The sequence below is a fragment of the Lentzea guizhouensis genome (assembly GCF_001701025.1).
GTDB classification, from domain to species: domain Bacteria; phylum Actinomycetota; class Actinomycetes; order Mycobacteriales; family Pseudonocardiaceae; genus Lentzea; species Lentzea guizhouensis.
In genome coordinates this window covers 7,467,730-7,489,485 of the sequence record NZ_CP016793.1, presented here as the reverse complement: position 1 = coordinate 7,489,485, position 21,756 = coordinate 7,467,730, and the positions used below count along the sequence as shown (strand labels likewise).

Annotated in this window: 17 protein-coding genes; 13 read left to right on the top strand and 4 right to left on the bottom strand. The window is 70.6% G+C overall.

Annotated elements, in window-relative coordinates; genetic code table 11:
* The first annotated feature begins 265 nt into the window (after nt 1-265).
* Nucleotides 266-958 (top strand): DUF3375 family protein, encoded by a 693-nt coding sequence (locus BBK82_RS35930; RefSeq protein ID WP_065918933.1) that lies wholly within the window; start codon nt 266-268, stop codon nt 956-958.
* On the opposite strand, the gene BBK82_RS48085 is transcribed toward BBK82_RS35930, so the two are convergent.
* Nucleotides 856-1,356, bottom strand: coding sequence for a lanthionine synthetase LanC family protein (locus tag BBK82_RS48085; protein ID WP_071812749.1), 501 nt, complete (start codon nt 1,354-1,356; stop codon nt 856-858). The two genes, BBK82_RS35930 and BBK82_RS48085, sit on opposite strands and share 103 nt — an antisense overlap.
* A 648-nt stretch (nt 1,357-2,004) precedes the next feature.
* Between BBK82_RS48085 and BBK82_RS35920 the strand changes: the two genes are divergently transcribed.
* Nucleotides 2,005-3,003, top strand: coding sequence for an aldo/keto reductase (locus BBK82_RS35920; RefSeq protein ID WP_065918931.1), 999 nt, complete (start codon nt 2,005-2,007; stop codon nt 3,001-3,003).
* A gap of 34 nt (nt 3,004-3,037) precedes the next feature.
* Here BBK82_RS35920 and BBK82_RS35915 read toward each other — a convergent pair whose 3' ends face one another.
* Complete coding sequence (locus BBK82_RS35915) at nt 3,038-3,787, bottom strand: thioesterase II family protein (RefSeq protein WP_065918930.1); 750 nt, start codon at nt 3,785-3,787, stop codon at nt 3,038-3,040.
* The gene (locus BBK82_RS35910; protein WP_154697698.1) at nt 3,784-5,049 is read right to left on the bottom strand and encodes a cytochrome P450; all 1,266 of its coding nucleotides are present in this window, start codon (nt 5,047-5,049) and stop codon (nt 3,784-3,786) included. Before BBK82_RS35910 ends, BBK82_RS35915 begins: the two co-directional genes overlap by 4 nt.
* A gap of 315 nt (nt 5,050-5,364) precedes the next feature.
* Here BBK82_RS35910 and BBK82_RS35905 point away from each other — a divergent pair, with 315 nt between their 5' ends.
* From BBK82_RS35905 to BBK82_RS52000, 11 genes are all read left to right on the top strand, one after another.
* Nucleotides 5,365-6,726, top strand: coding sequence for a condensation domain-containing protein (locus tag BBK82_RS35905; RefSeq protein ID WP_335618003.1), 1,362 nt, complete (start codon nt 5,365-5,367; stop codon nt 6,724-6,726).
* Nucleotides 6,723-7,067, top strand: a complete 345-nt coding sequence (locus BBK82_RS52005; RefSeq protein ID WP_170068021.1) for an acyl carrier protein — start codon at nt 6,723-6,725, stop codon at nt 7,065-7,067. The genes BBK82_RS35905 and BBK82_RS52005 overlap by 4 nt, the downstream gene beginning before the upstream one ends.
* A gap of 87 nt (nt 7,068-7,154) precedes the next feature.
* On the top strand, nt 7,155-10,550 hold the full coding sequence (locus tag BBK82_RS35900; protein WP_065918929.1) for a non-ribosomal peptide synthetase: 3,396 nt from the start codon (nt 7,155-7,157) through the stop codon (nt 10,548-10,550).
* Nucleotides 10,543-11,691 (top strand): cytochrome P450 family protein, encoded by a 1,149-nt coding sequence (locus BBK82_RS35895; RefSeq protein ID WP_065918928.1) that lies wholly within the window; start codon nt 10,543-10,545, stop codon nt 11,689-11,691. The genes BBK82_RS35900 and BBK82_RS35895 overlap by 8 nt, the downstream gene beginning before the upstream one ends.
* Nucleotides 11,688-13,316 carry a beta-ketoacyl synthase N-terminal-like domain-containing protein gene (locus tag BBK82_RS50925; RefSeq protein ID WP_154697696.1) on the top strand — a complete coding sequence of 543 codons (1,629 nt, stop codon included), beginning with the start codon at nt 11,688-11,690 and terminating at the stop codon, nt 13,314-13,316. Before BBK82_RS35895 ends, BBK82_RS50925 begins: the two co-directional genes overlap by 4 nt.
* A complete protein-coding gene (locus BBK82_RS50920) occupies nt 13,250-15,313 on the top strand; it encodes a thioesterase domain-containing protein (protein WP_335618126.1) in 2,064 nt (687 codons plus the stop codon). The genes BBK82_RS50925 and BBK82_RS50920 overlap by 67 nt, the downstream gene beginning before the upstream one ends.
* A gap of 15 nt (nt 15,314-15,328) precedes the next feature.
* A complete protein-coding gene (locus BBK82_RS35885) occupies nt 15,329-16,615 on the top strand; it encodes an MFS transporter (RefSeq protein WP_065918927.1) in 1,287 nt (428 codons plus the stop codon).
* Nucleotides 16,612-17,886 carry a cytochrome P450 family protein gene (locus BBK82_RS35880; protein WP_237047749.1) on the top strand — a complete coding sequence of 425 codons (1,275 nt, stop codon included), beginning with the start codon at nt 16,612-16,614 and terminating at the stop codon, nt 17,884-17,886. Before BBK82_RS35885 ends, BBK82_RS35880 begins: the two co-directional genes overlap by 4 nt.
* 17 nt (nt 17,887-17,903) lie before the next feature.
* Nucleotides 17,904-18,602, top strand: a complete 699-nt coding sequence (locus BBK82_RS35875) for a thioesterase II family protein (RefSeq protein WP_065921613.1) — start codon at nt 17,904-17,906, stop codon at nt 18,600-18,602.
* Complete coding sequence (locus BBK82_RS35870; RefSeq protein ID WP_065918926.1) at nt 18,599-20,371, top strand: amino acid adenylation domain-containing protein; 1,773 nt, start codon at nt 18,599-18,601, stop codon at nt 20,369-20,371. Before BBK82_RS35875 ends, BBK82_RS35870 begins: the two co-directional genes overlap by 4 nt.
* 99 nt (nt 20,372-20,470) lie before the next feature.
* Entirely contained in the window at nt 20,471-20,644 is a 174-nt protein-coding gene (locus BBK82_RS52000; RefSeq protein ID WP_170067840.1) for a hypothetical protein, read from the top strand.
* Here BBK82_RS52000 and BBK82_RS35865 read toward each other — a convergent pair whose 3' ends face one another.
* Complete coding sequence (locus BBK82_RS35865) at nt 20,645-21,385, bottom strand: hypothetical protein (protein ID WP_237047748.1); 741 nt, start codon at nt 21,383-21,385, stop codon at nt 20,645-20,647. It lies immediately after the preceding gene.
* Between the last annotated feature and the right edge of the window lie 371 nt (nt 21,386-21,756).

Below are 21,756 nucleotides of genomic sequence, written 5' to 3'. Positions count from 1 at the left end.
GATACTCGTGGACGACTCCGTCGAGGCGATCTTGCCGATCGGCCCTGAGGCATTCGCTCTGATCGAGCTCGGAGGGCTGAGGCCGGCCCCGGAGGGGTGCCGCGGCGGCGAGTGATCGGTGGTGCGGTGCTCGTTGTGGTGCCGCTCGTACTCGGGCAGTGCGTGCCGCAGATGGGTCTGATTTCCAGATCAACGTGCGGTCCGGCAGTTCGCCGCGAAATTTCTTGACCCCGGGCAACAGAACTTTGCCCGCCCGATCGGAGAGGTGCTCGACGAGTACCTGAGCAAGACCGACGAGTTGATGTCTTCAACTCCGGAGGGACGAGCGTTCGAAGGCGCGTTCACGCTGTTGCCCGACGACAAGCTCTTGCTCGATCTCAAGAAGGACCTCCAGGCGATCTTGAACCATTCGTTCTCGGTCGTGCTCACAGCGTCGGAGCAGCGTGACTTCCTCAGCACTGTGGCGGTGATCCGCAAAGGCATCGATGACGTGCTCACCAGGCGAAGCCGCGTGAGCTCCACCCTGCGGGATCACATCGTCAACCACGACGTCGTCGAGGAGCGGGAACTCGAAGCCTTGCTGCGCGACATCAACAAGCAGCTGGCTCATTGGATGACGACTGCCAAGCCCAGATCGTTCATCCCCGTGGAACTCATGCCGACCACAGCCGCGGTCCACCATCTACGTCTGCGGTTCCACGATCCAGAGACCGAGACCTCTCCTCCGCCGCTGGAGGACGTGTCGGCGGAAGCACCAGCGCCGCCAAGTCTGGAGGAGATCCTCAAGCAAGGTGGCCCGCTGCGCGACCGCATGCGTCAGACCCGCGTCGGTGATCCGGTCGAGGTGGGTGCCGGTCAGGTTCGCGGCCAGCGCGGCTTCGGCGGCGTGCTGGCGTTGTGGGTCGCCGGTGGCGAGCGCAGCAGTTGCAGAGCGCGGGCGATACGAACCGCGCCGTAGCACCAAGAGACGCGGCCTGGATGTGCGCAGGCGGGCCGACCCGCGCGCAGCTCCTCGCGGGTGATCCATTGCGGCCACCACGGTCCGGCCGGTCCGTCCTGGCACCACCGGTCGAACCAGTGGGTGAGGGTGGCGATGGCCTCGTGCTGGCCGTCGACCAGCCGGCCGCACACGGTGGCCAGGGCGAGCAGCGACAGCAGGCCCGCCGCGCCGTGGGCCATGCCGAAGTTCGCATGTCCGCCCGGTGTCGGCATGGTCGTGTCCGGGTCGCGCATCACCCACCAGCCCGGCAACAGCATGCCGCCGTCGTGGTGCGGCCGGGTCACCAGGGTGACCAAGTAACGCAGCACGCCGGCGAGCTCGTCGCTGCCCAGGTGGTGGTGTAGCGGCTCGACCACCGGGTCGACGGCGCCAGCGTGCTGTGCGCGCAGGACGCCGGCACGGGAATCTGCTCGGTGACAGCGGCGGCCCCCTGGTCGCCACCGTGAACGGCAGGCCGAACTCGCAGGCGGTACTCCGCCGACTGGGACGCGAACGGCAAGCCCTCCGGCTTCTACCGGATCGAGGGCGAGACCGGCCCCGAGCTGGAGGTCGGCGAGGAGCTGGCGGCCAAGGCGCTGATGTGCATCATGACCGCCAGGACGAAGGGCGGCACCGTGGAGCTCCACTCCGAGGTGATCTGACGGCCGGAACCCGGTCTTCCCTCCGATGTGGACGGAGGGAAGACCGGGTTCCGGACTCGGCGGAAATCCACATCGGACGGAGAACGGGAAAAGCGGCACGTCAGCACGCGAATTGACTGCGCCGACCCGAGATGAAGCCGCGTCGGCCGTCGCTCAAACCTCATTCAGGCGGCCGCGAAACATCGGCCAACACGCCCGTCACAACGCCCTGACCTGGCAGAACAGTCGGCGAATGACAAGTGGGAACAGCGCCGGAATCGAACCGGCAATTTCACGGACCGCGCCCCACCGCGGTATCACAGCGGCGAACGCACTCGGGTATCGTGACGCCCCAGAGGGAACAACACCTGGGGAAGGAACTGGATGCGGCATCGCACGATCGGTCACGGGGCGGCTCAGCGCGAAGTCAGTGCTCTGGCACTGGGCGCCATGCGGTTCGGTACGGAGACCGACGAAACCACGTCGTTCGCGATCCTGGATCGGTACGTCGAGGCCGGCGGCACGTTCGTCGACACCTCGAACAACTACTCGTTCTGGATCAACTCGACCCAGGGCGGGGAGAGCGAGGCACTGCTCGGGCGGTGGCGCAAGAGCCGGGGCGTCGGGGACGAGGTCGTGATCGCCACGAAGCTCGGCGGACGGCCGATCGCGGCCGGCCTCGACTTCGCGGAGACCGCCAAGCAGGAGAACATCGAGGGGCTCTCCGCCGCGGTGATCCGCAAGTCGGCCGAGCGGAGCAGGGAACTGCTCGGCGTGGAGAAGATCGACCTGCTCTACGCGCACGTCGAGGACCCGACCGTGCCGGTGGAGGAAACGGTGCAGGGCTTCGCCGACCTCGTCGCCGAGGACGTGGTCGGACTGCTCGGTGTCAGCAACCACTGGACGTGGCGGGTCGAGCAGGCCCGTGCCGCCGCGGCGCGGGCCGGGCTGCCCGGCTACGAGGTGCTCCAGTACCACCACAGCTACCTGCGCGCCCGCACCGATCTTCCCGGACGCCGGTCGCCCGACGGCAACCAGGGCCTGACCACCGGCGAGGTGCTCAGCTACCTGCGCGCGAACCCCGAGCTCACGCTCGTCGCCTACACGCCACTGCTGTCCGGGGCGTACGTCCGGGACGACCGGCCGCTCGGCCCGCTCTTCGAGCACGCGGGCACCGAGCCGCGCCTGGCCGCCGTGCGCGCCGTCGCCGAGGAGACCGGTGCCACGGCCAACCAGGTGGTGCTCGCCTGGCTGATGGGCGGCGATCTGCCGATCATCCCGCTCGTCGGCGCCTCGTCGATCGCGCAGCTCGACGAGAGCCTCGCGGCTGTGGACCTCGACCTGACCGCCGAGCAGCGAGCCACGCTCGACGCGGCGATGTAGTGCGGCGAGGCCGGGCGGCGCGAGCCGCCCGGCCTCAGTCCCGCAGGTCCGCGCCGATGATCTCCATCATCCGCGCGGTTTCCTCCTCCGGGAAGAAGTGCCCACCGTCCAGAGTGGTCAGTTCGAAGCCCGCACAGGTCTCCTTCGCCCAGTCGCGCATCCGCGCCGGAGGCGCCTCGGCGTCGGCCTCCCCGGCGAACGCCCGGATCGGCACGTCGAGCGGAGTCGTCTGCACGACCGGACAGGTGCCGACCACGGTCAGGTCCGCGCGCAGGGACGGCAGGAACAGCTCCAGCAGGTCCGGGTTGTCGAACAGTTCCGGCGGCGTACCACCGAGATCTCTCAGGTACGCGACCAGGCCCTCCTCCGGTTCGTCCCAGCCGCGGACCGGCCTGCGCAACGCCGGCGCCGCGCTGCTGGCGACGAACAGGCGCCTCGGCGTGGGAAGGCCGCGGTAGGAGACTTCGTGTGCCAACGCCAAGGCGACTCTCGCGCCCATGCTGAACCCGTACAACGCATAAGGCTTGTCCAGCAACGGGGTAAGCGCTTCCACGAGGTCGGTGACCAGCGGGTCCATGCGCTCGTGCGGTGGCTCGTCGAACCGGTCGTCCCGACCGGGGAGCTGGATGGCGACCGGTTCGATCGTCTCGGGCAACGCCGTGTGCCACGTGCGGAACAGGGAGGCGGTGCCACCCGCGTACGGGAAGCAGAACAGGCGGACGGTCGCGTCGGGACGGTTCGCGTACGAACGCGCCCAGCCGCTGGTGACGCTCGCGCCGGTCACGCGCCGGGCCTGGTGCGCACGGACGCGGTGATGGGGACCCGCTTGTAGCCGCAGGCGAAGTTGGAGATCAGCCGTTCGGGCGTGCCGGCGGGGCTGAAGTTCTCGTAGCGCTGGAACAGCTCCTCGAACAGGACGCGCAATGTCACCCTGGCGACGCTGTGCCCGATGCAGTAGTGCGGGCCCGCGCCGAACGCGAGGTGCCGGTTCGGCTTGCGGCGCAGGTCGAACTTCGACGCGTCGGGGAACTCCCGCTCGTCCCGGTTCGCCGCGCCGAGCCAGGCGACCACCGGGTCCCCCGCCGCGATCTTCGTACCGGCCACCTCCACGTCCTTCGTGGCGTAGCGCAGGAAGTGGTGCACCGGTGACGCCAGCCGCAGCGCCTCCTCGACGGCGGTCGGGCCGACCTCCGGGTGCGCCGCCCACTCCTCGATCACACCGGTGCCGATCTGCTGGGCCATCATGTAGTTCGGCGAGTGCGGGGTGGTGACGAGCGCGCCGAGCAGCACGCTGTAGCAGTTCGACAGGATCTCCCCGAGGGACATGGTCCTGCCCTCGAACGGCGTGCTGATCAGCACGCTGACCAGGTCGTCGCCGAGGTGGTCCCGGCGGTGGCGGACGAGGTCCTGGAAGTACCCCAGCAGTTCCTGGTGCGCGAGGGTGAGCGTCATCGACGGGTCGGCCGGGTCCTGGAAGTCCGGGTCGTCGTAGGCGACGCAGGCGATGTTCATCCTGGTCAGCCACTCCCAGTCGTCCTTCGGCAGGTCCATCATCGTGCCGATGACCGCGATCGGCAGCATCAGCATCGCCTGCGCGAAGTCGAAGACGCCGCCGTCGGCGAGCGGTTCGAGCAGCCCGAGGACCTTGCCCCGGATCATGTCGCGCTGCCGCTCGACAGCCTTGACGGCGAGCGCCTTCTTCAGCCGTCCCTGCATCTCCGTGTGCCGGGGCGGGTCGGTGACGGCGAGTTGCGTGCCGCCTGCCGGGTCGTCCGTGCCCAGCAGGTTGAGCAGCGTGCCGCGCTCGGATGTGAAGAGTGAATAGTCGCTCAGCACCAGGTCGACGTCGGCGAACCTGGCAACGGACCAGAACCCCCGCCGCTCGTCCACCTGGTGCCAGAGGAGGCCGTCGTGGTCGCGCATTCGTTGCCACACGGCGTAGGTGTCATCGCCCGCGTACAACGTCGGGCCGACGAGGTCGACCAGGTCGTCGGAGCCGGCACGGTGTACAGGACATGACGAAATGACAGCGTTTTGCGTGGTCACTGGCTCGGGATCCCCTGTTCCAAGTCTGTGAATTCGCGACTCGTGGCGCACGTGTGCGTTCAGGCAAAATATGGGAGAGGCAGAACGGAGAAGTAACACAGGTGATCGGCGCACACGTAGCGATTTGCGCGGTTTCACCAAGATGGCGGCACCCGCCCTGGGCCGCAAGGACCGGAGAGTAACAGCGGAGGAAGTAGCGAGCAAGACACGTTGACAACTTCTCCGGGCCCGAGTTAGCGTCTCCACCGGATCGGGCGGCACGCAAACGGGGCACAGTGCCGTTGAAGATCCGACTGGGGTCTGGGGCTTATACCGGTGCGCAAGCATTGGTATTTCAAATGGGGTGCAACACGATTGCCGTACAACCATGTGCAGACTGGGGTCTGGTATGAGGCGACTGCTGTTCAGCAAGGAATCTGGGTACTCGATACAGACGAACGACTGCGGCCGACTTACCTGATCCCGTCCGTACTGGACTTCTCCGGAACGGTCGACCACACCATTCTCGTCGACGCCTTGCGGCTCGTGTTGTCGCGCCATCCGGCATTGCGGTCGCGATTCCGGCTGGACACCTCGACGGGTCAGGTCCAGTACTCGACCGACGGTGAACCCGGGCACGTCGGTTTCATCGACGCGCGTGCCGACGGCTGGACCGGCGAGAAGCTCGACCACCTGGTCGAGGTGCTCTGCTGGACCCCGTTCGACCTCGCGACCGAGGCACAGGTGCGCGCCGAGGTCATCAAGGTCGACGACGACCGCACGCTGCTCGTGCTGACGATGCACCACATCTCGTTCGACGGCTGGTCGCGGAACCTGCTGGTACCCGAGATCGTCACGGTGTACCGCGCCCTGCTCGCGGGCGAAGACCCCGTGCTCACCCCCGCCATCCATCCCGCCGACGTGCCGGGCACCGTGCGGCAGCAGCGCTCTCCCGAGCGGATCGCCGAGGTGCTGGAGCGCCTGCGGGGTGCTCCGACGACCGTCCACCTGCCCTACGACCGGCCGCCGGTGGCGGAGCCGGAGTCGATCGTCGCGGCGAACCTGTCGACCACGCTGGACGCCGATCTGAGCGCGCGGGTGCTCGCCGTCGCTGCTCAGGAGGGGTGTACGCCGTTCATGACGGCGGTCGCCCTGCTCGCGGGCACCCTGTCCCGCACGAGCGGCCAGCGCGACTTCCTGATCGCGTTCGGCTGGCCCGGCCGGGACGACCCCGCCACCGCCGAGGCGATCGGCATGTACATGGCGACGCTGATGCTGCGGATCACGTTCGACGAGGACACCACCTGGCGCGGCCTGCTGCGCATCGCGCGCGCGTCCGCGATGGGCGCGTTCGTCGACTCCGACGTCCCGCTCGACGCGATCGCCGCGGCGCTGAACCCCGGCCGCCGGCAGATCTGGCCGCCGCTCACCCCGATCCTCGTCAACGTCGACGACCTGCCCAAACGCATCGAGCTGGCGCCGGGGACCTCCGGGCACTACTGGCCGCTGAAGAGCGTCTACGGCAAGTACGACCTCGACCTGTTCGTCCGCGTCGACCGCGACGCCGAGGGCGACCGGATCACGCTCGCGCTCGACTTCCTGGTCGAGCTGTTCGATCCGGCCACCATCGAAGAACTTCTCGGGAAATTGCGGCAGAGCGCCGCGGACCTCGCGACCGCACCGGAGGGAACCCTGTGACCGAATTGTCCGGCATCGACCTGTCCAATGCCGACCAGAGACGGGACATCGTACGCTCGGTCTGGCAGGAAGTACTCCAAATAGGCGAAATCGACGACGACAGCACTTTCTTCGACATGGGTGGCGACTCATTGCGCCTCGCCATGCTCGTCGAAAAGCTGAACCAGCGCACCGGACTTTCGTTGCGCACCGTCGACCTTTTCCGGGCGGGCACCGTCCGCGGTCACGCCGAACTTCTGGTCGAGTCTCCCGCGCGGACTCCGGGCTTCCGCGGGTACAGCCGGGAACAACTCCTCGACGCCGCCCGTTCCGGGCAGGGATCCCGGTTCTCCCGTCCGTAGGGTCCCACTCCCCGGAAACAATCTCCCGTTTTCTTCCCCACCCTTTCTTTCCCCTCGCTGACGCGTGTGCCCGTAGGAGGACGAGCGGTGTCATTGGTCGAGCACGCGGGCAGCGTGCTGGAAACCGAGCTCACCCCGGCGACGCTGTCCGCCCGGTCGTTCGTCGACCTCGGCGGAGACTCGCTGCGGGCCATGCGGCTGGCCGCCCTGGCACAGCAGCACGCAGGTCTCCGGATCCCGGTGGCCGACCTGCTGTCCGACACGCCGCTGGCCGACGTGCTGGCGCGGTTCGGCTCCGGCGGGGAGACCCCGCCGGCCGGGGCGCGGGACACGGCGGTGCCTTCGAGCCCGCCGCACCGGATGTCCCCCAGCCAGCGGGGCATGTGGCTGACCGAGCGAGTGCTCGGCGGCTCCCCCTACAACCTCGTGTTCAGCTGCGTGGTCGAGGAGGGCGAGCTCGACCGGGACCTGTTCGACCGGGCGCTCGCCGCCACGGTCGCGCGGCACCCCGGTCTGCGCACGGTCTACCGCGAGCAGGGTGACGAGGTCACCCCGGTGGTCGACCCCGCGTACCGGCATCGGCTCGACGACGTCGAGCACGACGGCCCGGCGGAGGAGTTCCCCGCCTTCGTCCGCGCCCTGGCCGCGGAGCGCGGCCGGTGCCCGTTCGACCTCGCCGCCCGGCCCGCGTACCAGTTCCTGTTCGTCCAGAACCGGTCCGGAGGGCAGGCCGTCGTCCTGCTCGCCCACCACATCGTCCTCGACGCGTGGTCCATCGGACTCGTGTTCAAGGAGGTCTTCGGGCGCTATGCGGCGCTGCGCGACGGCACTGCGCCGCCGGTGACCGGAGACGGTCCCGACATCTCGGTGTTGCTGGCCAAGCAGGCGGCCGACCGCGACGCCGGGACGTGGGACCGGCAGGCGGACTTCTGGCGCGAGCACCTCGCGGGTGTGCCGACGGTGCTCGAGGTGCCGGGCGACCTCGCCCGCCCCGCCGTCCAGGACCCCGCGGGAGACCGGCTCCCGGTCGACCTCGGCACCGAGGTCAGCCCCGGGGTGGCGGCGGCGGCGCGTGCCGCCGGCGTCACGCCGTTCACCGTGCTGCTCGGGGCCTACGCGCTCACGCTCGGCCGGTGGACCGGTGCCAGGAGCATGGTGATCGGGGTGTCGCTGCTCGGCCGCGACTCCCCCGAGCTGACCGAGCTCGTCGCGGTGACCGGCAACCTCGTCCCGGTCCGGGTGGACATCGACGACGACCTGCCGGTGGCGGGGTACCTGCGGTCGGTGCAGGAGTCGCTCGCGAAGAGCATCGACATGGGCGACCTGCCGTTCGAGGAGGTCGTCACGCTGCTCGGCGTCGAGCGCGGTCTCGGGGCGCATCCCCTGGTGCAGGCCAGTTTCGGCCTGCACGACACACTGATCCCGCAGTGCATCGACGCGGGCGGCGTCACCGTGCGCGTCGAGGAGGGCCACGGCGGCGGCGCGCAGTTCGACGTGTCGCTGCTGTTCGGCCGGTCGGAGCCGACGCTGCTCGGCCAGCTCGAGTACGCGACGAGCGTCTGGCAGCGGGCGGAGGCGGAGGCGTTCGCGTCCGACTACCGGTCGGCCGTCGAGGCGCTGACCGGCGACACGACCGGTGTGCTGGCGAACGTGCGGTGCACGTCGCTTGAACGGCTCGCGCTGGCGGACGCGCTCAACCGGACCCGCGAGGAGTTCCCCGCCAAGGGGCTCGGTGAGCTGTTCGCCGACGTGGTCGCCAGGGTGCCGGACGCGGTCGCGGTCCGCGACGGCGACGACGAACTGACCTACGCGCAGCTGGCCGCCGCGGCGGGCCACCAGGCCGCCCTGCTCCGGGAGCTGGGGGTGCGGCCGGGCGACCGGGTGCTCGTCGGCCTGGAGCGGTCCGTCGCGGAGATCGTCGGCTTGCTCGGCATCGTGCTCGCCGGCGCGGCGTACGTCGGCGTCGAGCTCAACCAGCCGCGTGCGCAGCTCGACGCGATCCTCGCGAAGGCGGCACCTCGCGCGGCCCTGGTCGCCGGGCCCGGCCCGGCGGGACTCGCGGACAGGGGTGTACCGCTCTGCGCGTCGTGGACGCCGGACTGGACCGGCGAGCCCGTTGGCGCACAAGCGAACCAGGACGCGCTCGCCTACGTCGCGTTCACGTCCGGCTCCACCGGACTGCCCAAGGGCGTGTGCGTCCCGCACCGCGCGGTGACCCGGCTCGTCCACGAACCCGACTTCGTCCGGCTGGCTCCCGGCGACCGGATGCTGCGGTTGTCGCCGCTCGCGTTCGACGCGTCGACGCTGGAGATCTGGGGCGCGCTGCTGAACGGCGCCACGCTGGAGGTCTACCCGGCCGGCATCCCGTCGCCGGGCGAGCTGGGCGCGTTCCTGCTGGATCGCGAGATCACCGTCGCCTGGCTGACCGCCGGTCTGTTCCGGCTGGTCGAGGAGTTCCGGCCGGAGGCGTTCGCCACCCTGCGCCAGCTGGTCACCGGCGGCGACGTCGTGCCGCACGAGCACGTGGCCAAGGCACTCACCAGGCATCCCGACCTGATCATCACCAACGGGTACGGACCGACCGAGAACACCACCTTCACCCTGACCCACACCGTGCGCGCCGCGGACGAGGTCGACGGCCCGCTGCCCATCGGCACGCCGGTGCCGGGCACCAGGGTGCACGTGCTGGACGACCGCTACCGGCTCGTCCCGCCCGGCGGGATCGGCGAGCTCTACGCGGCGGGCGCCGGACTCGCCGACGGCTACCTCGACGACCCGGCGGAAACCGCGAAGGCGTTCGGGCGGTTCTCCCCCGACGTACCGGAACGGCTCTACCGCACCGGTGACCTCGTGCGGCTCGACACGCGAGGACGGATCCAGTTCCTCGGCAGGCGCGACCACCAGATCAAGCTGCGCGGCTACCGGATCGAACTGTCCGCGGTCGCCGACGCGCTCACCGAGGACAACGCGGTCAAGGACGCGGTCGTGGTCGTCACCGACGCGGACAGCGCGGACAAGCGCATCGTGGCCGCCGTCGTCACCGTGGACGACCAGGTCACCGCGACCGCGCTGCGGGACCGGCTCGCCGAGCGGCTGCCCGGCTACATGGTCCCCACCCTGTGGGCAATGGTCGACCAGATCCCGGTGACTGACAACGGGAAGGTCGACCGCAAGGCGATCATCACCCACGCGCTGCCCGCCGGGGCAGCGAGCAGGCCGGCGGCACCGGCGCCGGCCGCCGCCGAACCGGAGGGGCTCACCACGGTGCTCCCGCTGTTCGTGCTGGCGCTCGACAGCCCGGCGACCGACGTCGGCCCCGACACCGACTTCTTCATCAGCGGAGGCAACTCGATGGGTGCCGTGCGGCTGATCCGGCTCCTGCGCGAGCAGCTCGGCGTCTCGGTGCGCCTGCGCGACTTCCTGCTCGCGCCGACCCCGAGCGGGCTCGTGACACTCGTGGAGAAGGCCGGTACCGATGCCTGACGGGCTCAGCTGGGACGACGGGCTGGAGAGCTGGGTGGTGTCCGACCGGGCACTCGCCGGGAAGGTGCTCGCCAGCCCGGACTTCTCGTCGCGGACCTCCGTCCGGCTCAGCGAGCTGTACATGAGCGAGGGGTCCCGCGCCGACTACCACGCGCTGACCGAGTTCGTCCGGCTGTGGTTCGTGCACACCGACGGCGACGAGCACACGACGCGACGCAAGCCGGTGCAGCGCATGTTCTCCCCCGGCGCCGTGCGCTCGCTCGAGCAGCAGGTGGAGACGATCGTCGACGAGTGCCTCGACGAGCTGGCGGCCCAGCAGGCCCCGGACTTCGTGCCCGTGGTCGCCGAAGGCGTCTCCGGGAGGGTCATGGCCCACATCGTCGGGATCGACGTCGGGCCGGACGTGCTGCACACCTGGTCGCGCCACCTGTCCGCGTTCCTCGCCGCCATGTACCGGCGCGACCACGCCGAGCGGGCGAGCGAGGTGATGCGGGAGATGTCGGCCTGCCTCACCGGTTCCGCGCTGTGGGCGCGATTCCCGACGGACACCGCCGAGGACCGGGCGGCCACCACCGCCACACTGGCGATGATCCTCTTCGGCGGGCTGGAGACGACCGCGGCCCTGCTCGGTTCGTGCGTGCACACCGCGCTGGCCGACGCGGCGACGTGGAAGGCGCTCAGGCACGCGGCGGAGCACGACGAAACCGCGGTGACGGCCCGGTTCGTGGAGTCTGTGCTCGCCACCCGGCCGCCCCTGCGCAACGTCGCCAGGGTGGTCACGAAGGACATGACGTTCGCGGGCGCCCGGCTCGCCGAGGGCGACCTGGTGTTCGTCCCGCTCTCGGTGGGCACCACGGTGTTCACCGAGTCCGCCGAGACCTGCCCGATCAAGGAGACTGGCCCGGTCACCGGTTCCGACGACGGACAGGCCGGGCCGCACCTCGCGTTCGGGCTCGGCGCCCACTACTGCGTCGGCGCGCCGCTGGTCCGGCTGGAGGCGGCGACCGTGCTGCGGCGGCTCGCGATCCGGTTCCCGGACGCGCGGCTCGCGGCGGCCCCCGCCGTGTGGGGTCCCAACATCTCCTACGTCGGTCTCGACCACCTCCCGCTGGACCTCGCCGTCGGGGAGCCCGCGGCATGAACGGCGAGAACACCGTCGCGATCATCGGCATGGCGGCCCGCTACCCCGGTGCCGGCGACGTCCGCGCGCTCTGGGCCAACCTGGTGGCCGGGTCGGACAGCATCCGGCACTACACGCCCGCGGAACTGTCCGGCGGCGCCGCCCGCGAACAGGCGGTCCTGCCCGGGTTCGTCGCCGCACGAGGCGTGCTCACCGGCTCGGCGAACTTCGACTGGACGTACTTCGGCTACTCCCGCACCGAGGCCGCGAGCATCGACCCGCAGCAGCGGATCTTCCTCGAGTGCGCGTCGGCGGCGATCGACGACGCCGGGATCGACCCGACCCGCTTCCCCGGCTGGATCGGGGTGTACGCGGGCGCGGACGTGGTCGACGCACGGGTGCACAGCGGCCAGGGCGAACTGGCGACCGTGATCGGCAGGGAGAAGGACTTCCTGGCCACCAGGGTCGCGTACAAGCTGGGCCTGCGCGGTCCCGCCGTCACCGTGCAGACCGCGTGCTCGACCTCGCTGACCGCCACCCACATGGCCGCCCGCGCCCTCGCCGGGTACGAGTGCGACGTGGCGCTCGCGGGCGGCGTCGCGGTCATCCCCCGCGACGAGTGGGGCTACCTGTACGAAGAGGGCGGAATCCTCTCCCCCGACGGCCGCTGCCGTCCGTTCGACGAGCACTCCGGCGGCACCGTGCCGAGCGAGGGCGTCGGGGTCGTGGTGCTCAAGCGGCTGTCCGACGCGCTGCGCGACGGCGACCGGATCGTGGCGCTGATCCGCGGCTCGGCGATCAACAACGACGGTTCCGACAAGATGGGCTACACGGCGCCGTCGCTGTCGGGGCAGAGCGAGGTGATCCGCTACGCCCACCACGTCGGCGGCACGGATCCCGCCGACGTCGACTACGTGGAGGCGCACGGCACGGCGACGCGGATCGGCGACCCGATCGAGGTCGCCGCGCTCACCGACGCGTTCGGCGCGGCGAGCGGTGCTGCCGGCTGGTGCGGGCTCGGCGCGATCAAGAGCAACATCGGGCACACCGGCGCGGCGGCCGGAGTGGCGGGGCTGATCAAGACCGCGTTGTCGCTGCACCACCGCCGGTTCGTGCCCACCGCGCACTTCACCCGCCCCAACCCGATGCTGGACCTGGAGAACACGCCGTTCCGGGTGTGCACCGAGGTCGAGCCGTGGCCGGACCGGGGCACACCGCTGGCGGCGGTCAGCTCCTTCGGTGTCGGCGGCACCAACGCGCACGCGGTCCTGGAAGCGGCACCGCGGCGCGCTGAGCGGTCCCGGTCCGGGTACCGGGTGTTCCCGGTGTCCGCCGCGACCCCGTCCGCGCTGCGCCGAACCGGCCACGACCTCGCCGAGCGCGTCACCGAACCCGGCACCGACGTGGCCGCGGCCGCCTGGACACTGGCGAAGCGCAGGCAGCACCGTACCGGCACGCGGTCGTCGCGAGCACGAACGACGAGGCGGGCCGGGCGCTGCACGCCCTCGGCGACTCGGCCGGCGACGGCGCACCCGCCCGGCCCGGCGCTGTCGCCTTCCTCTTCCCGGGGCAGGGCACGCTGCGCGACAACGCCGGTGCGAGCGCGTACCGGCTGCTCCCCGGTTTCCGCGAGCACTTCGACCTGATCGCCAAGCACGTGTCGGTGGCGCACGACGTCGACCTCGGTCCGCTCGTGGCCGCCGCACCGCCGCCCGCCGAGTGGTTCCGGTCCACCGTGCACCAGCAGGTCGGGCTGTTCGCGCTCGGCTGGGCGCTCGGCGAGCAGCTGCGGGACTGGAACGTCCGGCCCTCGGTCCTGTTCGGCAACAGCATCGGCGAGTACGTGGCGGCCACCCTCGCCGGGGTGTGGGCACCGACGGACGCGGCGAGCCTGGTGCACACGCGGGCGTCCGCCATGGCCGCGTCGGCGCCGGGACGGATGATCGCGGTGTCCGCCCCGGCCGCGGAAGTGCTCGACCGGATCGGCTCCGGCCACGGCGTGACCCTCGCCATCGACGGACCGGGGCAGGTCGTGCTGTCCGGTCCGGCGGCGGCCGTCGAGGCGCTGCTGGCCGGGACCGCGCTCACCGGTCTCGACGTCCGCGTGCTGCCGTCCAGCACGCGTTCCACTCGCCCGCCATGCGCGAGGCGCCGAATCGCTGCGCGCCGCGGTCGCCGGCACGCGGCCGCCCGGCCGAAGGTCCGGCTGATCGCCAACGAGACCGGTACCTGGGCGGGCGAGGACCTCGGCCCCGGCTACTGGGCGGGCCAGCTGCTCGCCCCGGTGCGCCTGACCGGTGGCGCGGCGACCGTGCTCGCCGAGGACCTGACCGTGTTCCTCGAGCTGGGACCCGGCACGTCGATGCTCGGCACCTTGCGCAAGCACCCGGACTGGTCAGCGGGACCCACGACGATCGCACTGCTCGGCAAGTCCGGCGGTGACAGCACGGACGACGACCGCCACCGGCCCGGTGGACCGGGCGAGAAGGCGCTGCTGTCCGCCGTCGGCGCGCTCTGGGCGCTCGGCGCCGACGAGGCGCTGACCGGTCTGGTGGCCGCCGACGAGCCGGAGCCACCGGTCCTGTGCTCGCTGCCGCCGCACCCGTTCGCCGATACCAGTCCCGACGACGAAACGCCCGCGCACCGGCCCGTCACAGCGGGTCCGGTCACGCGAAGCGCCGCCGCCACCGGCCGGGCACTCCTGGCCGAGCTGTGGTGCGCCACCCTCGGTGTGTCCTCTGTGGACGAGGAGGACGACTTCTTCGAGCTCGGCGGCGAGTCGCTCATGGTGGTGTCGCTGCTCGGCCGCGTCCGCGACCGGACCGGGCAGGCCGTCTCCCCCGTCGAGTTCGCCGCCGGACCCACGTTCGGCACGCTGGTGCGCCTCGCCGGTCCCGCGGCCGGCAGCGCGGTGGAACAGCGGCTGGCGGCGGGAATCGTGCCGCTGCACGACGATCCCGCGCCGGAGGGCAGGCCGGTCTTCCTGGTGGCGGACGCGTTCGGCACCGTGCTCCCCTACCGCGAGCTCGCCCCACTCCTCGACCGGCCCGTGTACGGCGTGGCCCCGGCGGCGGGCGATCCCGCACCCGGCCCGCGGGGACGGATCGAGCGGCTGGCCGCCGAGCACGTCGCCGCCATCCGGTCCGTCGACCCGGACGGGCCGTACACCCTCGGCGGCTGGTCGTTCGGCGCCGTCGTCGCCCACGAGGTGGCGCGGCAACTCGAGGCGGCGGGCGCCGTCGTCGACCACCTGATCGGGCTAGACGGCTTCCCGCCCGCGGCGAACCGCCCGATCGGCGCGGACCCCGGCTACCTGGCCGGCAGCCTGCGCGTGCTCGGCACCGTCGTGCTCGGCAGCGGTCCGCAGGGCTCGCGGGTGCGCGACCGGGTGCTGAGGACCCGGTTCACCGCCAACGTCACGGCGCTGCTGCGCTACCGCCCGCGCCCGGTCCGCTGTGCCGCCACCGTGTTCCTCGTGGACACCGGCGACCCGGCGCTGGGCCGGATCCGCCACAAGCTCGCCGGGAGCTACTCCGGTGAGGTCAGCGCCCACCGCGCGGTGGGCGACCACTGGTCGATGCTGACCGCCCCGCACGTGTCAGGCCTCGCGGCCACGCTGCGTGCACGTCTGACCGATCGATGAACGGGGATAGACCTGATGTCCACCAGCAACAGCCCGTCGGCGCCCGCGGAGCCCGGCGCCGAGGCCACCGCCGAGGCCGTCGTCCCCTTGCGGCGCAACATGAACTTCCAGGCGCTGTGGTCGAGTGAGGCCGTCGCGGCCATCGCGAAGGAGACGGCGGAGTTCGCCTACCCGCTGCTCATCCTCGCGACGACCGGGTCCGCGACCTGGGCCGGTCTCATCGCCGCGCTGCAGGTGGTCGTCGCCGGGCTGGTGTCCATCCCCGCCGGTCAGTTCGCCGACCGGTTCGACCGCAAGCGGCTGCTGCTGACCTGCAATCTGGTCCGCGCCGTGCTGCTCGGCCTGCTGTGCCTGCTGATCGCCGCCGGCATCGTCAACCTGGTGCTGATCCTGGTGATCGCGATGGCCTCGGCGGTCTTCCTCAGCCTGTCCCAGCCCGCCGGCATCGCCGCGATCAAGGCGCTGGTGCCGCCGGAGCAGGTCACGACCGCGATGTCGCAGAACACCGTGCGGTTCTTCGGCGCGACCCTGATCGGCCCGCCGGTCGGCGGTGCGCTGTTCGCCGTCGGCCGCGCGTTCCCCTACCTCGGGGCGGCGGTCGCCTTCGTGCTGTCGTCGGTGCTGCTGCTGTTCATCAAGAAGCCGCTGCAGACCGAACAGGTGGGCGTCGACGACGGCAAGCGCCACGCCAAGGAAGGCTTCCAGGTGATCCGGCGGCAGCCGATCCTCTTCTGGACGCTGCTGTGGACCATGGGGTCGAACATGGTGTTCAACCACACCGGCGTGTTCCTGGCGATCGCCGCGACCGGGCACAGCGAGAGCGACTCGACCGCCCTGATCGGCCTGGCCGTCGCCTGCGCCGGCATCGGCGGCATCACCGGCGCGTTCATCGCCGCGCCGGTGCTCAAGAGGGTCAAGCCGAGCTACATCTTCTTCTACGCCGCCTGGATCGGCCCGATCGCCGCGCTGCTGCTCTCGTTCGTGCCGAGCCTGTGGGTCATGGGCCTGCTCGTCGGCCTCGTGTTCGTGCGCGGCCCGATCATGACCGCGCTCACCCTCTCGTACGTCGCCGTGCTCGCCCCGGACAAGACGCAGGGACGGGTGCTCGGCGCCGTGTTCTTCCTGTCCCTCATCGTGCAGCCGATCGGCCTGTTCTCCATCGGCAAGCTCTTCGACGCAGGCGGGCCGTCGGTCGTCTTCGGCACCATCTGCACCGTCGCCACCCTCATCGCACTGGTCAGCTTCACGCCGACCATGCGCTCGTTGCCCAGCCCGCACCAGTTGGAGGAAGTCAAGCCGTGACCGCAGTCGACAACGGCAGCTCCGTGTCCGCCCACCAGGACTGGACCCCGGACCAGACGCTGCCACCCGAGTTCTTCAACAACCCCGGCGACGACGTGCACGGCTGGGACAACGAGGTCCGGAGCCACTGCCCGGTGCACAAGATCAACCACCCGCCCGGCGCGGAGGCGTACGTCGTCGCCGACTACGAGACCGCGCTCAACGCGTTCGGCGACCCGCGGCTGTCGAAGCAGCTCTCCGCGGCACCGGACTGGTTCCAGGAGCAGCTCAAGGACGCGAGCCCGATCCTCGTGCACCACATGCTCAACGCCGACCCGCCCGACCACACCCGGTTGCGCAAGCTCGTCAGCAAGGCGTTCACCGCGCGGCGCATGGAGATGATGCGGCCGAAGATCCAGCGGATCACCGACGACCTGATCGACCGGTTCCCGCAGTCCGGTGAGCTCGACCTGATGACGTTCGCGTTCGACCTGCCGATGAACGTCATCAGCGAGTTCCTCGCCATCCCGCCGGACGACCGCGGCCAGGTCAAGCACGACGTCGTCCTGCTCAGCAACGCGCCGTACCCGGACGACGAGCGCAACCGGATGCTCAAGAGCGCCAGCGACAAGGTCGAGGAGTACCTCGTCGGCCTGCTCGCCGACCGGCGGAAGAACCTCGGCGACGACCTGGCCAGCGTGCTGATCAGGGCGGCGGACGAGGACGACGTCTACAGCGAGGCGGAGCTGATCTCCAACCTCGTGCTGCTGATCATCGCCGGGCACAAGACGACCGCGCACCTGATCGGCAACGGCATGTCGTCGCTGCTGGCGCACCCCGACCAGTTCGAGCTGCTGAAGAACGACCCGTCGCTGGTCGAGTCGGCGGTCGAGGAGTTCCTGCGGTTCGAGTCCCCGGTCTTCCGCGGCACGCTGCGGATCAGCACCGAGGACATGGAGCTGGCCGGGGTGAAGATCCCGAAGCAGAGCTTCGTGCACGTGCTGCTCGGTGCCGCCAACCACGACCCGGCGGTGTTCGAGAACCCGGGCGAGCTGGACATCACCCGGCAGGCCAACCGGCACCTGTCGTTCGGGCACGGACCGCACTTCTGCGCGGGCGCGCCGCTGTCCCGGGTCGAGGGCTCGATCGCGTTCCCGACCCTGCTGCGGCGTCTGCAGGGGCTGCGGCTCGCGGTCGACCCGGCCGAGCTCGAGTGGGCGTTCGACAACTCCACCAGCCGCGGCCTGCGCAGCCTGCCGATCCGCTACGACGCGCTGCTGCCGCGGGAATGAACAGGAGCGGGGCCGTGATGCCGACACCGTTGATCTGCCTGCCTTACGCGGGCGGCGGCACGTCGTACTACCACGCGTGGCGGCCGCTGTGCGGCGACCGCTTCGACATCCGGCCCGCGCTGCTGCCCGGCAGGGAACGGCGCGTCGACGTGGAACCCCTGCGCGACGTGCACGCCGTGGTCGACGACCTGATGCCCACGCTGGCCGGGGCGGGCGAGGTGGTGCTGTTCGGGCACTGCCTCGGCGCCCTGATCGCGTTCGAGCTGGCGCACCGGCTCGCCGGGGCACCGGACGTCACCGTGGCCGCGCTGTTCGTCAGCGGAGCCGCGGCGCCCGGCGAGAACCGCTCGCTCGGCGCGACGGGCCTGCCGGACGACGCGTTCCTCGCCAAGGTCGCGGAGTTCGCCGGGGTCACCGACGCCGCGATGTCCGATCCGGAGCTGCGCGAGCTGATCCTGCCGACCCTGCGCGCCGACGTCGAGATGTTCGAGCGCTACGAACCCGGCACGGCCGAACCGCTGCCCGTGCCGATCACGGCGATCGTCGGCAAGGCGGACACGCTGGTCTCCGTCGACCAGGCCGCCGGCTGGGCCGGCTCGACCAGCCGGGACTTCGTGCTGGCCGAGATGCCCGGCGGGCACATGTACCTGACCGAGAGCGTCGAACCGGTGCTGTCGCTCATCGACACGTCCGTCCACGGAGGAGAAGCGCGGTGACCCGCACAGCCGATCCCGACCTGATCACGCTCGGCGTGTCCCCGCGGTCGGTGACCGCCGAGCCCGCGACGATCACCTCGGCGTTCGACCGGGTCGCCGCCACCGCGCCGGACGCGGTCGCGGTCACCGACGGCACCACGAGCCTGACCTACGCGGAGCTCGGCCGCCACGCCGACGAGGTGGCCCGCGGGCTGGCTGCCCTGGGCGTGGCACCGGGCGACATCGTGGTCGTGTGCCTCGACCGCGGCGCGGAACTGGTCGCCGTGCTGCTCGGGGTGCTGAAGGCGGGCGCGGTGTACGCGCCCACTGATCCGTCCTACCCGCTGAACAGGCGAGCGCACACGGTTCGCGACACCGGCGCGAAGGTGGTCATCACCAAGCTCGTCGACCTCGACGTGCCGGCGAAGACAGTCACCCCCGATGAGGTCCGCGCGCTGGCGGCCGACGGCCGCACCGCCGCGGTCGAGCCCGGTGACCCGGCGTACGTCATCTACACGTCGGGCTCGACCGGGGAGCCGAAAGGCGTCGTCGTCCCGCACCGCAACGTGACCTGGCTGGTCGAGTCCACCCGGGACGAGTACCGGCTCGGCGGCGGCGACGTGTGGACCCTGTTCCACTCGAGCGCGTTCGACTTCTCCGTCTGGGAGATCTGGGGCTGCCTGCTGACCGGTGGCCGTCTCGTCGTGGTGTCTTATGTGGACTCGCGGAACCCGGAGCGGTTCCGCGACCTCCTCCTCGCCGAGTCCGTCACCGTGCTCAACCAGACCCCGTCGGCGTTCGCGCAGCTGCTCGCGGTGCCGCACGACGAGATCGGCGTGCGGCTGCTGATCTTCGGCGGCGAACCGCTCGACACCAGGAGCCTGCTGCCCTGGTTCGACGCGCATCCGGACTGCCGCGTGGTCAACATGTTCGGCATCACCGAGACCACGGTGCACGTCACCGAACAGACGGTCACCCGGACGCTCGCCGAGGTGGGCTCCCGGTCGGTGGGCAGGCCGCTGCCCGGCTGGTACGTCTACGTCCTCGACGAGCTCGGCGAGCTCGTCCCGCCCGGCACGTCCGGCGAGATCCACGTCGGCGGTGCCGGCGTCGCGCTCGGTTACCTCAACCGGCCCGAACTGACCGCGGCGCGCTTCCCGGCCGACCCGTTCCGGGGCGGGACCATGTACCGCAGCGGCGACCTCGGCAGGCTGCTCCCCGACGGCACCCTGGAGCACCTCGGCAGGCTGGACAGCCAGGTCAAGATCCGCGGCCACCGCATCGAACTGGACGAGATCCGCGCCGTGCTGCAGGCGCATCCCGGCGTGCACTCCTCGGCGGTGGTGGTGCGCAGGGCGGTCGCGGACGACCCCAACACGGCACGGCTGGACGCCTACGTCACGCCGTCGGATCAGGTGGACGTCGAGGACGTCGCCGCGCACGCACGGGCGTCACTGCCCGCGTACATGACCCCGGCCACCATCACCGTGCTGGACACGCTTCCGTTGACGGTCAACGGAAAGCTCGACGAGTCGGCGCTGCCGGAGCCGGTGTCCGCACCCTCCGCGCCGGTGGCCGGCGACCTCGGCGACCGGATCCGGCACATCTGGACCAGGGTGCTGGGCACCGACGTCGGCCCGGAGGACGACTTCTTCGTCGTCGGCGGCAACTCGCTGCACGCGGTGAACGTCATCGCCGAGATGCGCGCGGACGGCATCGCGTTGCGGCTCGTGGACCTGATGCGCAACCCGACACCACGCGCGCTCGCGACCGCCCTGTCCGGCGCCTGACCGTCCTCGGGTGCTCGTGCAGTGAGGGCGGCCGAGGTGCGACCAGAGCGTCTTCACCCCTGCGCGTGCCGAAAACTACGTCCGTGCAAGTCAAGGCGCATGGCGATACGCGTGGATGATTCGGCCGAGAAGATCATGTCGGTCTATGACGAGGCGTCCGATCTGAGCGGGTTCGCCAGCCTGAGGCCAGCCCCGCACAGGGTGTGGGATGCCAAAACATGGCTCAACGGGCCTGATCTGCGAATCAAGCTGCTGCAGGTTCGTACTCGTTGATCAAGCCGCCAAGCACTCGCCGGCGACGTACGGCTCTACAGCCGGGGTCTCCGGTCGGGTGATCGGGTCGTGGTGGAGTGTGGTGTCGCGCTCGGTGTGGTCGCCGCTGGTTGTAGTGAGAACGGAATCGAACGACGCTATGAACTGGGCTGCGCTGTCACGAACCAGGAAACGAAACTCGCTGGCCCGGTCGTCCAACTCCATGAGGAGGTTGCGAGCCTGCTCTGTGGTCCAGCGCCCGTCAGGGTTGGTGGTGGTGCCGAGGATGTGGACGTAGCGGGTGCCGACCTCCATCACGAAGAATACGCACACCCGCTTCACGGTAACGGCGCAGTCGACGTAGCGGAAGTCGCACGCCAGCATGCTCCCCGCTTGAGCGCGCAGGAACCGCCGCCACGACGTGTCGGAGTTCCGAGTAGGCGAAGGCGGAATCCGAAGCCGCTTGAGCACCCGGCGAACAGTCGACGCGGCCGTCCGATGGCCGAGCTTGAGCAGCTCACCTTGGATACGGCGGTAACCCCAGCCCGTGTTCTCCCGCGCCATCCGCTCGATCAACGCCACCACGGCCTCATCGATCCGCGGCCGACCACTCCGGTTCGGATAGGTCCACTTCTTCGCGACCAAGCGCCGATGCCACCGCAACACCAACAACTCGACGTCCTTGGCCGCCGAGGACCGGCCGAGCAAAACCAGCCAGCCACCCTGCCGGACAAAGACGAAGTACAGCAGTCGCAGCGCCACGCCCACGATCATGCCGACCAAACAATAGTGCCCGACCACCGCAGCTCAGCGCGTGTGTGCGGAGTTCTGGCACCTCACAGGTCGGCGAACCCGTCATCCTCGCCGGGGAACTCCATGGGAGGCGCCGTCTCAGCGCTCCTCGCCGCTGGATCACCGGCACGCACAGCCGTGTGCGTGCCGAAAATTACGTCCGCACAGACCAAGCGGCATACCGATACTCGTGGAGGACTCCGCCGAGACGGTCCCGCCAACCTACGGTGAGGTGTTCGTGGCGACTAACGCTGCCCAGTCCGGCTTGTCTGGCGGCCGCCACGAACACCTCTCACGGAATGCAACTTCTACGATGGCTGCTTCGTGATCCGCCGCGGCGA